General features: G+C 59.0%; 10 protein-coding genes. All 10 read left to right on the top strand.

The window, feature by feature from the left end; genetic code table 11:
- The first annotated feature begins 278 nt into the window (after nucleotides 1-278).
- The 10 genes from ACA048_RS13170 to ACA048_RS13125 all read left to right on the top strand — a co-directional run bounded on the left by ACA048_RS13170 (nucleotide 279) and on the right by ACA048_RS13125 (nucleotide 14,866).
- A complete protein-coding gene (locus ACA048_RS13170) occupies nucleotides 279-2,279 on the top strand; it encodes a type VI secretion system Vgr family protein (RefSeq protein ID WP_497629502.1) in 2,001 nt (666 codons plus the stop codon).
- On the top strand, nucleotides 2,276-3,142 hold the full coding sequence (locus ACA048_RS13165; RefSeq protein WP_497629501.1) for a DUF4123 domain-containing protein: 867 nt from the start codon (nucleotides 2,276-2,278) through the stop codon (nucleotides 3,140-3,142). The genes ACA048_RS13170 and ACA048_RS13165 overlap by 4 nt, the downstream gene beginning before the upstream one ends.
- A complete protein-coding gene (locus ACA048_RS13160; RefSeq protein WP_497629500.1) occupies nucleotides 3,139-6,777 on the top strand; it encodes a toxin VasX in 3,639 nt (1,212 codons plus the stop codon). Before ACA048_RS13165 ends, ACA048_RS13160 begins: the two co-directional genes overlap by 4 nt.
- The gene (locus ACA048_RS13155; RefSeq protein ID WP_497629499.1) at nucleotides 6,761-7,891 is read left to right on the top strand and encodes a hypothetical protein; all 1,131 of its coding nucleotides are present in this window, start codon (nucleotides 6,761-6,763) and stop codon (nucleotides 7,889-7,891) included. Before ACA048_RS13160 ends, ACA048_RS13155 begins: the two co-directional genes overlap by 17 nt.
- Nucleotides 7,888-8,355 (top strand): hypothetical protein, encoded by a 468-nt coding sequence (locus ACA048_RS13150; RefSeq protein WP_497629498.1) that lies wholly within the window; start codon nucleotides 7,888-7,890, stop codon nucleotides 8,353-8,355. The genes ACA048_RS13155 and ACA048_RS13150 overlap by 4 nt, the downstream gene beginning before the upstream one ends.
- Nucleotides 8,339-9,469, top strand: coding sequence for a hypothetical protein (locus ACA048_RS13145; protein ID WP_497629497.1), 1,131 nt, complete (start codon nucleotides 8,339-8,341; stop codon nucleotides 9,467-9,469). The genes ACA048_RS13150 and ACA048_RS13145 overlap by 17 nt, the downstream gene beginning before the upstream one ends.
- Nucleotides 9,466-12,174 (top strand): toxin VasX, encoded by a 2,709-nt coding sequence (locus ACA048_RS13140; RefSeq protein WP_497629496.1) that lies wholly within the window; start codon nucleotides 9,466-9,468, stop codon nucleotides 12,172-12,174. Before ACA048_RS13145 ends, ACA048_RS13140 begins: the two co-directional genes overlap by 4 nt.
- Nucleotides 12,175-12,538: 364 nt before the next feature.
- On the top strand, nucleotides 12,539-13,288 hold the full coding sequence (locus ACA048_RS13135; protein WP_497629495.1) for a hypothetical protein: 750 nt from the start codon (nucleotides 12,539-12,541) through the stop codon (nucleotides 13,286-13,288).
- The gene (locus ACA048_RS13130) at nucleotides 13,285-13,752 is read left to right on the top strand and encodes a hypothetical protein (RefSeq protein ID WP_497629494.1); all 468 of its coding nucleotides are present in this window, start codon (nucleotides 13,285-13,287) and stop codon (nucleotides 13,750-13,752) included. The genes ACA048_RS13135 and ACA048_RS13130 overlap by 4 nt, the downstream gene beginning before the upstream one ends.
- Nucleotides 13,736-14,866, top strand: a complete 1,131-nt coding sequence (locus ACA048_RS13125) for a hypothetical protein (RefSeq protein ID WP_497629493.1) — start codon at nucleotides 13,736-13,738, stop codon at nucleotides 14,864-14,866. Before ACA048_RS13130 ends, ACA048_RS13125 begins: the two co-directional genes overlap by 17 nt.
- Nucleotides 14,867-14,938: the final 72 nt, after the last annotated feature.

Raw genomic sequence — 14,938 nt, 5'->3', positions numbered from 1 at the left:
ACACACCACATCGAAATTGAAATAAAATTGAATGAGTCACTCATAATCTGGATACCCGAAGCCTGTCGGCATCCCCAGCCATCCCCCCCTTTTGCCGTTGTCATTACCCTCCCAGCCTGCACTTCATTTTCTACGGTGTCTGCCTAGTCAGGTCAGAACCCTCGACAGCGACCCGGCTTAAGGGAATGGTCCTACGCTAAAAAACGACCTGTCTGACTGCGCCAGCTCGCAGAACCACGCAAAGTCCCGTGCCTTCCGATAGACACAAGGACATGTGGATGTTCAATGCTGCCAGACCCGTCGTTTTCAAACTCGACGTCGCAGGGTTTTCCCACGACCTTCAGGTACTGGAGTTCCGAGCCAAGGAGCGGCTCAACCAGCCATACGAACTCAAACTCGAACTGGTCAGTGAACGCCCCGACCTGGACCTCGAGTCTCTGCTGCATCGCCCGGCTTTTCTGCGCTTCGGTCCTGACAACGCCGGCATTCACGGGCAGGTCTATCGAATCGCCCAAGGCGATTCAGGCAAACGCCTGACCCGCTATCAGATGACCCTGGTGCCCCAACTCGCCTACCTCACCCACTGCCATAACCAGCGCATTTTTCAGCAACTGAGCGTGCCGCAGATCATTGCAAAAGTACTGAAAGACCAGGGCATGCAGCCCGATACCTGGCGCTTCCAACTAAGCGCCGAGTACCGGCCTCGGCTCTATTGCGTGCAATACGAGACCGGACTGCATTTCCTGCAAAGGTTGTGCGAGGAAGAAGGACTGCACTTTCATTTCGAGCACAGCCCCGACGGGCATGTGCTGGTGTTCGGCGACGATCAAACCAGCTTCTCGAAACCCTCCCAGTCAACCGCGTACAGGCCAGGCAGTGGCATGGTCGCCGAAGCGCCGGTGATCGACCGTTTCAAGCTGCGACTGGAAACCCGCCCGACCCACGTCAGCCGTCGTGATTACGACTTCGAGAAACCGCGTCTGGAACTGGAAAGCGAGGCCAAAAACCCGCTGCTGCCGCACCTTGAGGATTATGGTTTCCCAGGTCAGTTCACCCATCGTGAGCGCGGTAAACATCTGGCCAATCGGGCACTGGAACGCCACCGGGCCGATTACCGGCAAGCCAATGGGCGCAGTGATCAGAGCGCCATGCGCTGCGGCCATTTCGTCGACATGTCAGAACACCCCCGCGCTGACTGGAATGGTCTGTGGCTTCTGACTGAAGTCGAACATGTTGGCCTGCAACCTCAAGTGCTTGAGGAGTCGATCACCGATGCCAAACCGCAGGACGGTTTCAGTCAGGGCTACCGTAACCACTTCGTCGCGACACCTTGGGACGTCCTGTTCAGGCCGGCCCTTGAACACGCCAAGCCGCGAATAACGGGCAACCAGCATGCCATCGTCACAGGCCCGCCCGGCGAAGAGATCTACTGCGATGAATATGGTCGGGTCAAGGTTCAACTGCCATGGGACCGAGAGGGTCAGCACAACGAACAATCGAGCTGCTGGCTTCGAGTCGCTACCGGTTGGGCCCATGACCGTTATGGCAGCGTCCAGATCCCCCGGGTCGGCATGGAAGTGCTGGTGGGGTTCACCGATGGCGACCCTGACAAACCTTTTATCCTCAACTGCCTGCCCAACGCCTCAACCCCGGTGCCACTCGATTTGCCCGCCCAGCATACGCAAAGCATTTTGCGCAGCCAGAGCAGTCCCGGTGGCGGCGGTTACAACGAGTTGCGCATCGAGGACAAAAAGGGCGCCGAAGAGATTGCCCTGCGCGCCCAGCGCGATTTCGTCCAGCTCGTCCTCAACGACGAACGCATTCAAGTCGATAACCAGCGCACCGTGGTGGTCGGTGGCATCGCCAGCCACGACCTGCGCAGTGAAGAACATCATCTGACCCACGGCAATCGCCTGACCGAACTCAAGCAGGACGACCACCTGTTGATCCATGGCGATCAACATATCCGCGTCACTAGTCAGCGACTCAGCGCCACACAACAGATTCATCTGAGTGCCGGGCAACAAGTCGTCATCGATGGCGGAGCGCACCTGACAGTCCAGGCTGGCGGTCATTGGCTGACGCTTGGGCCGGAAGGCATTTTCAGCAGCGTGCCGATTCTGGAGGGCGGTGCCCCAGCCGTGGGTCTACCCGCCGAGCCCCTGATGCCGGGCGCCTTGCCCCTGCTGAAAGTAACGTTCGATGCGGCACAGCAACGTCGTGCGCTGATTTCGACCCGCGCCTCGCGCTGCCTGATTTGCGAGGCCGCCCAAGCATGAACCTCTCGACCTCTCTGCCAAACGACCTGCCCTGGAGCGAGCAACAGGCTTTTCTGTTGCTGGACGGCGCGACCCTGAGTGATTTGCCAGAACGCCTGAAAACGCTCTGTCCGGGCGCAACCACAATGGCGCTGTATGACTGTGTGCCGTTCACCGCGCTGCGGGATATCTCGCCGCTGCTGGTGGCGATCCAACAACCTGACGAACCGATTTTTCAGTTCTATCGGCAACAGGCGCATGAAGAGTGGGGCGTGCTGTTGTTCAGCACCGCACCTGCGCATGACGTCGCCCAGCACTTGCGCAAACTGCTGACCGTTGAATTGCCCGAAGGTCTGACGGTGGTCCTGCGTATGGCTGATGCGGCAGTGGCGCAGGCGTTGTTTGGCAGCGGCGATCAGCGTTTATTCGGTCCCCTTGCCTGCGTGGTGATGGCCGACAGCGTCAGCGCCAATTGGCAGCGTTATCAACCGCGACTGCCCGAATGCCCAGAACTGACCACGCCCTATCGCCTGAGCCCTGAACTGAATGCAGCGTTGGACCGGGTTGATCAACGCCGCACGTTGCTCGAACTCGACGCCCATTTGCTCAAATACTTTCCTGAGCGCCATGGCGGCGAAAGCGTGTCTGAACGTTGGCCAATGCTGGAACAACTGGAAAGCGAAGCCAGCGCCCTGGGCCTGGATACCCCGTCCGGGCTGTTCTATTACGCCAATGTCATGGCCCGGCTGGACGGATCGCCCCTAGGCCAGCATCCCGAAATCAATCGATTGCTGCATAACCCCTCCTTGCAACCCATCGGCGAGCGCATCGTACTGGCCGCTGACCTGGCCCGCCAATGGGCAAATGAACGAGGTCGTCCATGAACACGCCACACCCTGCCGACCTCGCGGCGGCCGCCGCATCCAAATCCCCCATCGGCTCTCTGGGTGCCTGCCCGCTGCGGCAAACCCATGTGCAGTTGTTGCCCTTGCGTTACGGACTGGTGGAAAAGCCACTCGACCCGAGTGCGGAACTGAAGCTGCCGTATGCCCTGACGACCCGCCCGCTGGGCATTCGCATGCTGCGCGATGGCTGGTTGTACGTCATCGACAGCGTCACCGGCCACTTGCACGAATACCAGGTACTCAACGGACTGGTCAGCGCCTTGCTGCACAAGGGCGCCAAGGTCGACAGCGATCAGCGCACGCCCATCGAAGAGCGTCCGGCACTGGTGTTTTCGCGGCGCAGCACCCTGCATGTGACCTTCGCCGAAGTGCAGTGGACGGCGGCCAAATGCGCGCAAGTGCTCGACAGCCGCGAGGAACGCGAACACTTCATGCAGGCCGTCGATCTCGGCCCGGTGGATTGTGAAACCGGTGGCGAGCACCTGCTTACGGTCGAGCAAGGCAAGCGGTGGTTGGCGGAGATTGCGACCGATCCGGCCCGGCAGGCGCAAGCGGCGCAAGACCGCGCTGAACAGGAAGCCGAGTCGCCGCCGGACGCCGTTCTGTTGCCGACGGTGCACGTCAGCGATGCCCCCGCGCACGAACGTGAACCTTATTTATGGGAAAAGCCGCCGCGCTTTCGCGAGGCGCACACCGGCGAGTTGCTCGGTCAGGTGCGCGGGCCTTATCAGGACGACACGCTGTTTCTCGTGGTGCACGACGACCTCGGCGTGCTGCGCGACCTGGCCGAGTATCAAGACACCGTGGTCGGCTGGGTTGACGACTGGAGCAATGCCGGCCACAACGAACGCGATTACCTGCTGGCTTGCTACATCGAATCCCTGAGCCAGCTCAGTCCTGCGGATATCGGTAACCTGGCCGACGCCAGCGACGATCCGCGAGTCCAGGCGCTTTTTGGCGATCTGGAACAGTTGCCCGAACCGGACCGGGAACACACCCGCAAAGCCTTGCTCGACTACCTGAACAAGGGCGGCAAGGTCGAGTCGCTAGCCGCTCCCGTGCCCCCGGAGCTGGTGCAGCTGCGCAAAGAAGCCCATGCCGAAGCGTTCCAACTCGCCAAGTACCAGGGCGCAACCCCCGACTTCACCGCCCACAGCCGCGCCAGTGACGAGGCCGACCGCCGTTACTACACTCGCCAACATTTCAAGGTCGCCCCCGACGATTTCGTCGAACGTCACCTCGATACCTTGGTAAAACTCGGCCAAGAGCAAAACAAACGCATCATTGATGTGCTCGAAGGCTCCAGTTTCAGTGGCAAACGCGGGGTCAACGATTTCATCGACCGGCCGACCATGGACAGCGCACTGTTTCAGCACCGCGACGACCTCAGCCGCTGGAACCGCCTGCTCGAGCGCATCACCACCGACCGCACGATGCTGGTGGGTGCCGGTCGCTTCCATCGCTCGGCCTGGTACTACGACGCGCAGGATCAACAGCAACTCCATCAGGCCTTCACCGCCGAATACGCCTGCCTCAAAGACATCTGCCGCAGTGACCACGCCAGCAAAACCCTCCTCGGTTATCTCGAGAAACACCCGGAACTGACCCGGCCACTGTTCTACACCTTGCCGCTGCGTCTTCAGCCAGAACGGGCCGCGCAATACGCCACGTTGTTCAACGCCGGCATGGGGATGTTCAACAACCTGCCGCACTGGTTGGGTGAGTTACAGAAAATCGAACAGCCGCACCTGCCGGCGCTCGACGAACTGCCGGAGCACACCCGCGCCGTTGCGGACGCAGCGCAGCACAGCCTCAGTCCTGCGCTGAACATGGGCCTGAGCCGGGCGTTGGAAGGGTTTGACCTGTCGGGAGAGAAAATCCCCGACCTTGACGAACTGTTCCGGCGCCTGCCTAAAGCCTTGTCGGGGCGGATACTCGATGCGGCGAAAACCACCGGCGTGACCTTTACCGTCGCCAGCCCGGCGGAACACGCGGCGCTGCAAACCAACCTCAAGGAACTGCTCAGGGAGCGCGATTACCTGAAAACCCTGACTCGGGAACGCAACCAGCTCACCCACAACAAAAACCGCCAGGGGCACAAGACGGCGCGGGCGGTGGAGTTGCAGGGCGAGATCGTGCGGGTGCGTGCAGAGTTGACGCAGCTCGAAGGCCGGTTGGCGGGGGCGCTGAGCCCGATTGCGGAATTGCCGGATCAGTCGGCTCGCCTGTACGGCGCTACGCCGGCTCGGGCGGGGGTGACGGTGGTGTTTCCGCCGGCGCAGCAGTTGGAGGTGCGGAGTTTGTTGAAGGATATTCGGCTGGGGGTTAGCTCGGTGCCGAATGGGAAGTTGATTCGGAGTGAAGGGATGGGGTTGTTGGTGTTTTTGGTGCAGGGGGTGAATTTGGTGGGGGTCATGAGGGAAACGTTTAGCCTGTCACGGGATAAGCGTAAGTTGGCGCCGTTGTTGAGTGCGGCGGCTGCCACAGGGGCTGCGGGTTTCACAGCAGCCCAAAGTCTCGCCGATACAGCTCTGAAAGCTCGCAGCGCTGCACTCGTCGCGGGACTTCAGCATCATGCTTTGCAGAATGTGCATGTGCAGATGGGCAAGATGCATGTGGGCTTGGGTTTCTTTACCTACGTTTTAGGTTTTGCGTCTTCAATGGGCAGCCTCATCAACCACCACCAGAATTGGCAACAGGCGACGCGTAGTGGGAATGCTGCTGCGCAGAATAGTGCAGCGCTCGCTGCCGCGGGCGCGGTCGGCATGACGACCGTCAATGCCTATGGCTTAGGTCATACCTTGCACGCGGGCTATACCGTAGCGATTGCCAGAAACGCTGCAGCAAGAACGGCTGCTTGGGCCGCTGCGGGGACAAGGCTATCCACCGTATTCTTCCGGTTCAATCTGGCCGGTGCCCTGTTCACCATTTTGGAGTTGGGCGGAACCTGGCTGTACAACCGCTACAACATCAGTGCCCATGATAAATGGCTGAAAACCACGCCCTGGAGCTTGGACACCGATCATCGCGGCGACCATACCCTGGATGAATATCAAAGTTATCTGGCCTATTTGCTTCACGCCCCGTATGCGCAACTGGGTCCGAACAAGCATGACTCCTGGCTGAAAGACCTGCTGTTAAAGGCCAAGCCCAAAGACATCCATCTGGTGCTGCCAGGGCTCAAGCTCAATGATTTTCAGCCGCCCCTGAGCGGTCAACCGGCTCATCGCCTGGGGATTGGCGCCCACCGTCTTTCCGTTCCCCTCCACAGTCGTGGTGTACCGCGCGAGCGCAAGGACGTCATCAGCGAGGAAGTGGCGAACAGCCTGCGCATCGTACAAACAGGGCCAGATCGGTTGGTGTTATGCCTGCAATACCCGCTGGACCTTGATGCTGAATTTACCCCGGCGTCAGAAACGCTGGAGCTGGCGGTCTGTATCCAGACCTTGAACGCCAAGGGCGCGTGGGTTTCTCGCATTCGGGTCATTCGCCTGAACCCTCGGACCGAAGGCCATTTCCCTGCACTACCTTCTAACTCCGTTACCGAGCATCCGCCCATGTTGCTGGTTGAAACCCATTTGCTGGAGTTGGCCGACCATGCCCACCAAGATTGATATTCCTATGTGTGCACCGCATCTTGATCAACCTCGAAATGCAGGCGATGTCGAGCCGTTTCCCAGCGGAAGAATTACCTATCTCGCGCCGCTGCCGCTGCCGACACTCCTGCCGCCGCATGGTCCGCATATTGGGGAGTTAAATGAGGTGTATATGGACTTCGGGCTGGGTTCGCCTCAAGTGTTTATGTGGCAGATAACATTGGGAGGTCCCTTAACAACAGCCTGTATGTTCGTTTTCTTGTTCCCATTATTTAGTTTTTTTTTCGGCCTCGTTTTGGGATACGAATGGGTTTACTCATGGGAGTTCGCAGTAGATATTTTTTTCCCTTCTTCAGAACTCGGACTCTTAACCGCTTTTTTTTCCTTATTCATCTGCCTAGCCGTCTGGCACCACAACCACAAAAAACGCCTCAAAATCATCCCCACTCGCTTCAATCGCCAACGCCGCGAAGTCTGCTTCATGCCCGAAGACGCCACCGAACCCGTCTTCGTCCCTTGGGAATCCCTATCCGCCTGGGTCATCGAAGCCCAAGGCGCGACCCAATACGGCATCCACCGCCAGTACGGCATGGGCATCGGTTTCCAGCACGGCGAGACCCTGACCAGCGTCGAATTTCCCAGCTTCGGCCTTTCCCTGGCCATCAGCCACTGGGAAGCGATCCGCGGCTACATGGAATACGAAGTCAACGACCTCAAGTCCATCCAGGACCCGCTAGACCTGCAAGGCCCGAACGACCCGCCCCACGAAGGCCTGCACACTTTCCACAACGCCCGCGCACGCATGCATCAGCAAATCCGCGACGGCCAACGTGGACGAGTGTCCGGCTTCTTCTGGTACCTGTACCACGTGATGACGCTGTGGACGATTCCCAACCACCTGACCGAATGGGAAGTCCGCCGCCTCCAGAAAATGGCCCCGCAGGCCATGCCCGAAGTGATGCGCCAATGGTCCGAGCCGCTGCCGAAGGAACAATGGGCCAAACCGAGTGAAGAGCTACTGCGTCTGAGCGATCAGGTCCGACAGCTGCATAAACGCCAACCTGGTCGACCGATTACCGAGATCTTTACTGAAGTGCAGCGTTTGAATCCGACGGACAAGCGTCGCGCATGAGCTGTTACAGCCGTAAAGCCCTGCTCGACTATCAGGAAAAACACCCGGAACTGATCCAGAGTGGCAAAGCGACTCATCGCCTGGGGATCGGCGCCCACCGCATTGCCATTCCTCTCCACAGCCGTGGCACGCCGCGAGAGCGCAAGGACGTTATCAGCGAGGAAATCACGGCCAGCCTGCGCATCGTGCAAACAGGACCCGACCGGTTGGTGTTATGCCTGCAATATCCAGTGGATCCCGACGCCGAATTCACCCCGGCGTCCGAAACACTGGAGCTGGCAGTCTGTATCCAGACCTTGAACGCCAAGGGCGCGTGGGTTTCTCGTATTCGGGTCATTCGCCTGAACCCTCGGAGTGACGGCCGCTTTCCGGCATTGGCCTCTCAAACCGTTACCGAGCATCCGCCCATGTTGCTGGTTGAAACCCATTTGCTGGAGTTGGCCGATCATGCCCACCAAGATTGATAGCCTCGTGCCGACCTCGCACCTTGCGCAATCCCGAAAAGCGGGAGATATAGAACCGTTTCCCAGTGGGAGAATTACTTATCTCGCACCGTTGCCATTGCCGACACCGCTGCCGCCGCATGGCCCGCATATCGGGGAGCTAAATGAGGTGTACATGGATTTTGGGCTGGGATCGCCGCAGGTGTTTTCATGGCAGGTCGTATTAGGTGGACCATTCAGCGTTGCCTTCTCGATCGCCGTCCTCTTTCCGCTAATTGGCGGCTTCCTTGGACTCGTACTTGGATACAGCTGGGAAGATATTAGAGATTCCATCGAAGGGATCTTCCATGCGTCCTACGGACTAGCCCTGATAACCGGCTTCTCTGCTCTAGCCATTCTCTTCTTCACTTGGCTCCACTATCACAACAAACGCGCCGCCATCATTCCCACTCGCTTCAACCGCCAACGCCGCGAAGTCTGCTTCATGCCCGAAGACGCCACCGAGCCCGTCTTCGTCCCTTGGGAATCCCTCTCCGCTTGGATCATCGAAGCCCAAGGCGCCACCCAATTCGGCATCCACCGCCAATACGGCATGGGCATCGGTTTCCAGCACGGCGAGACCCTGACCAGCGTCGAATTTCCCTGCTTCGGTCTTTCCCTGGCCATCAGCCACTGGGAAGCCATCCGCGGCTACATGGAATACGAAATCCACGACCTCAAATCCATCCAGGACCCGCAAGACCTACAAGGCCCCGACGATCCCTCCCACGAAGGCCTGCATACTTTCCACAACGCCCGCGCGCGCATGCACCAGCAAATCCGCGATGGCCAACGGGGTCGAGTGTCCGGTTTCTTCTGGTACCTGTACCACGTGATGACGTTGTGGACGATTCCCAACCACCTGACCGAATGGGAAGTCCGCCGCCTCCAGAAAATGGCCCCGCAGGCCATGCCCGAAGTCATGCGCCAATGGTCCGAGCCGCTGCCGAAGGAACAATGGGCCAAACCGAGCGAAGAACTGCTGCGCCTGAGCGAACAGGTCCGCGCCCTGCACAAACGTCAGCCGCGACGCCCGATTACGGAGATCTTCGCCGAGGTGCAGCGCTTGAATCCGACGGACAAACGTCGCGCATGAGTTGTTTTTCCAATGTCCGCGCTCACATCGCGTCCCTGAGCCAACTTGTGGACTTGGAACAGTTGCCTGAACCGGACCGGGAACACACCCGCAAAGCTTTGCTCAACTACCTGAACAAGGGCGGCAAGGTCGAGTCACTGGACGCTCCCGTGCCCCCGGAACTGGAGCGCGCGCGCAAAGAAGCGCATGCCGAAGCGTTCCAACTCGCCAAGTACCAGGGCGCCACCCCCGACTTCACCGCCCACAGCCGCGCCAGTGACGAGGCCGACCGCCGTTACTACACTCGCCAACATTTCAAGGTCGCCCCCGACGATTTCGTCGAACGTCACCTCGATACCTTGGTAAAACTCGGCCAAGAGCAAAACAAACGCATCATCGATGTGCTCGAAGGCTCCAGTTTCAGTGGCAAACGCGGGGTCAACGATTTCATCGACCGGCCGGCCATGGACGACGCGTTGTTTCAGCACCGCGACGACCTCGGGCGCTGGAACCGCCTGCTCGAGCGCATCACCGCCGACCGCACGATGCTGGTGGGTGCCGGTCGCTTCCATCGCTCGGCCTGGTATTACGACGCGCAGGATCAACAGCAACTCCACCAGGCCTTCACCGCCGAATACGCCTGCCTCAAAGACATCTGCCGCAGTGACCACGCCAGCAAAACCCTCCTCGGTTATCTCGAGAAACACCCCGAACTGACCCGGCCGCTGTTCTATACCTTGCCGCTGCGTCTTCAGCCAGAACGGGCCGCGCAATACAGCACGTTGTTCAACGCCGGCATGGGGATGTTCAACAACCTGCCGCACTGGTTGGGTGAGTTACAGAAAATCGAACAGCCGCACCTGCCGGCGCTCGACGAACTGCCGGAGCACACCCGCGCCGTTGCCGACGCGGCCCAGCACAGCCTCAGCCCGGCGCTGAACCTGGGCCTGGGCCGGGCGCTGGAAGGGTTCGATCTGTCGGGCGAAAAAATCCCCGACCTTGACGAACTGTTCCGACGCCTGCCCAAGGCCTTGTCGGGGCGGATCCTCGATGCGGCGAAAACCACCGGGGTGACCTTTACTGTCGCCAGCCCGGCGGAACATGCGGCGCTGCAAACCGTCATCAAGGAAATGTTGAGCGAGCGTGATTACCTGAAAACCTTGACCCGTGAGCGCAGCCGCTTCACCCACAACAAAAACCGCCAAGGGCATAAAACGCCGAGGGCGGTTGAGTTGCAGGAAGAAATTGTCCGCGTGCGCGGGCAGTTGACGCAACTCGAAGGCCGACTGGCCGGGGCGCTGAGCCCGATTGCGGAACTGCCGGATCAGTCGGTTCGGCTGTACGGCGCGACACCGGCTCGGGCGGGGGTGACGGTGGTGTTTCCGCCGGCGCAACAGTTGGAGGTGCGGAGTTTGTTGAAGGATATTCGGCTGGGGGTTAGCTCGGTGCCGAATGCGAAGTTGATTAGAAGCGAGGGGATGGGGTTGTTGGTGTTTTTGGTGCAGGGGGTGAATTTGGTTTCGGTCATAAGAGAACTGACCAACCAATCCAGGAACAAGCGAGTCTGGATGCCCGTTTTTAATGCAGCGATGGCTACCGGGGCGGCGGGATTCACTGCAGCACAGAGTCTGGCTGATACCGCGTTGAAGGTCCGTAGCGCTGAACTCGTCGCGGGACTTCAACACCATGCGTTGCAGAATGTGCATGTGCAGATGGGGAAGCTGCATGTTGGACTGGGTGTTTTCACCTACGGCTTCGGTTTTATCTCTTCAGTGGTCAGTCTCAATACCCAGCAGCAGAATTGGCAACAGGCGACGCGTAGCGGGAATGCTGCAGCGCAGAATAGTGCCGCGCTCGCGACAGCGGGCGCGGCCGGCATGACGACCGTCAATGCCTATGGCTTAGGTCATACCTTACACGCGGGCTCTACCGTAGCGATTGCCAGAAACACTGCAGCAAGAACGGCTGCTTGGGCCGCTGCGGGGACAAGGCTATCCACCGTATTCTTCCGGTTCAATCTGGCCGGTGCCCTGTTCACCATTTTGGAATTGGGCGGAACCTGGCTGCACAACCGATACAACATCAGCGCCCATGATAAATGGCTGAAAACCACGCCCTGGAGCCTGGATACCGAGATACGCGGCAACCATACCCTGGATGAATATCAGCGCTATTTGGGCTATTTGCTCAACGCCCCGTACGCGCAACTGGGTCCGAATGAGCATGACTCGTGGCTGAAAAACTTGCTGCTTAAAGCCAAGCCCAGCGACATTCACTTGGTGCTGCCAAGGCTCAAGCTCAGCGATTTCCAGCCACCGTTGAGTGGAAAACCGGTTCATCGTCTTGGGATCGGCGCCCACCGTATTGCCATTCCTCTCCACAGTCGTGGCACGCCGCGAGAACGCAAGGACGTTATCAGCGATGAAATCACGGCCGGCCTGCGCATCGTGCAAACAGGACCCGATCGGCTAGTGCTTTGTCTGCAGTACCCGCTGGACTTTGATGCTGAATTTACCCCAGCGTCCGAAACGTTGGAGCTGGCGGTCTGTATCCAGACCTTGAACGCCAAGGGTGTGTGGGAATCGCTGACTGACGTTATTCACCTCAACCCGCGCGGTAAGGACCATTTTCCTGCGTTGCCCCGTCAATCCGTTACCGGGCATCCACCGCTGTTGCTGGTTGAAACCCATCTGCTGGAGCTGGCCAACCATGCCCACCAAGATTGATAGCTCCCTGCCTGCACCGCACCTGGAGCAACCTCGAAAAGCGGGAGACATAGAACCTTTTCCCAGTGGGAAAATCACTTATCTCGCACCGTTGCCATTGCCGACACCGCTGCCGCCGCATGGCCCCCATATCGGGGAACTAAATGAGGTGTACATGGACTTCGGGGTGGGATCACCGCAAGTCTTTATGTGGCAGATGACATTAGGGGGGCCATTCAGTGTTGCCTCCTCGGTTGCATTTTTAATACCTCTATTTGTCGGCTTCATGTTCTTTGTGTTCGGGATGGGCTGGGACGATATTACTCATGCCATAAAAGGAGTATTCAATGAGGCGTACGGACCAGCCATACAGGGCGGTTTTTTAATGCTGCTCATTGGCCTCGGCGTCTGGCACCACAATCACAAAAAACGCCTCCACATCATCCCAACCCGCTTCAACCGCCAACGCCGCGAAGTCTGCTTCATGCCCGAAGACACCACCGAACCCGTCTTCGTCCCCTGGGAATCCCTCTCGGCCTGGGTCATCGAAGCCCAAGGCGCCACCCAATACGGTATCCACCGCCAGTACGGCATGGGCATCGGTTTCCAGCACGGCGAGACCCTGACCAGCGTCGAATTCCCCTGCTTCGGCCTGTCCCTGGCCATCAGCCACTGGGAAGCCATCCGCGGTTACATGGAATACGAAGTCAACGACCTCAAATCGATCCAGGACCCGCAAGACCTGCAAGGCCCGAACGACCCACCCCACGAAGGCCTGCACACCTTCCGCAACGCCCGCGCGCGCATGCACCAGCAAATCCGCGATGGCCAACGGGGTCGAGTGTCCGGCTTCTTCTGGTACCTGTACCACGTGATGACGTTGTGGACGATTCCCAACCACCTGATCGAATGGGAAGTCCGCCGCCTCCAGAAAATGGCCCCGCAGGCCATGCCCGAAGTCATGCGCCAATGGTCCGAGCCGCTGCCGAACGAACAATGGGCCAAACCGAGTGAAGAGCTACTGCGTCTGAGCGATCAGGTCCGACAGCTGCATAAACGCCAACCTGGTCGACCGATTACCGAGATCTTTACTGAAGTGCAGCGTTTGAATCCGACGGACAAGCGTCGCGCATGAGCTGTTACAGCCGTAAAGCCCTGCTCGACTATCAGGAAAAACACCCGGAACTGATCCAGAGTGGCAAAGCGACTCATCGCCTAGGGATCGGCGCCCACCGCATTGCCATTCCTCTCCACAGCCGTGGCACGCCGCGAGAGCGCAAGGACGTTATCAGCGAGGAAATCACGGCCAGCCTGCGCATCGTGCAAACAGGACCCGATCGGTTGGTGTTATGCCTGCAATACCCACTGGACCCTGATGCTGAATTCACCCCGGCGTCCGAAACGTTGGAGCTGGCCGTCTGCATACAAACCTTGAACGCCAAGGGCGCGTGGGTTTCTCGCATTCGGGTCATTCGCCTGAACCCTCGGAGTGACGGCCGCTTTCCGGCGTTGGCCTCTCAAACCGTTACCGAGCATCCGCCGCTGTTGCTGGTTGAAACCCATCTGCTGGAGTTGGCCGACCATGCCGCACAACTTTGATAATCCGATGCCTGCGCCGCAGCTTGAACAACCCCGAAAAGCGGGAGATATAGAACCGTTTCCCAGTGGGACGATTACCTACCTTGCACCGTTGCCACTGCCGACCGCGTTACCACCACATGGTCCACATATTGGGGAGCTAAATGAGGTGTATATGGATTTTGGGTTGGGATCACCGCAAGTCTTTATGTGGCAGATGACACTAGGTGGACCATTCAGTGTTGCCTTCATGATCACGTTCCTAATCCCGCCAGCAATTGGCTGTATGGGTCTTATGTTCGGATATGACTTCGCATACACATGGGAATTTGTCATTGATTTATTCTTCGCCATCTATGGATATGCCTTAGTTACCGGATTTTCCATGCTGGCAATCGGCCTCGGCGTCTGGCACCACAACCACAAAAAACGCCTTCACATCATCCCCACCTGCTTCAACCGCCAACGCCGAGAAGTCTGCTTCATGCCCGAAGACGCCACCGAACCGCTCTTCGTCCCTTGGGAATCCCTCTCCGCTTGGGTCATCGAAGCCCAAGGCGCCACCCAATTCGGCATCCACCGCCAATACGGCATGGGCATCGGTTTCCAGCACGGCGAAACCCTGACCAGCGTCGAATTTCCCTGCTTCGGTCTTTCCCTGGCAATCAGCCACTGGGAAGCCATCCGCGGCTACATGGAATACGAAATCCACGACCTCAAACCCATCCAGGACCCGCAAGACCTACAAGGCCCCGACGATCCCTCCCACGAAGGCCTGCACACTTTCCACAACGCCCGCGCGCGTATGCACCAACAAATCCGCGACGGCCAGCGCGGTCGGGTGTCCGGGTTCTTCTGGTACCTGTACCACGTGATGACCCTGTGGACGATTCCCAACCACCTGACCGAATGGGAAATCCGTCGCCTCAAGGAAAAGGGCCAACAGGCGTTGCCCGAGGCAATGCGCCAATGGTCGGAACCGCTGCCGAAGGAACAATGGGCGAAACCAAGTGAAGAACTGCTGCGCCTGAGCGAACAAGTTCGCGCCCTACATAAACGTCAGCCGCGACGCCCGATCACAGAGATTTTTGCCGAGGTGCGGCGGCTGAACCCGACCGACAAGCGCCGGGCATGAGGAGTTTTGGCTGGGTGTAATGTACAGGCCTTGAGCATCAACGATACAGGTGCTTCCCGAACTCACGTCATT

Source organism: Pseudomonas sp. LBUM1659 (assembly GCF_059716045.1).
This window is presented reverse-complemented; position numbering and strand designations above follow the sequence as displayed.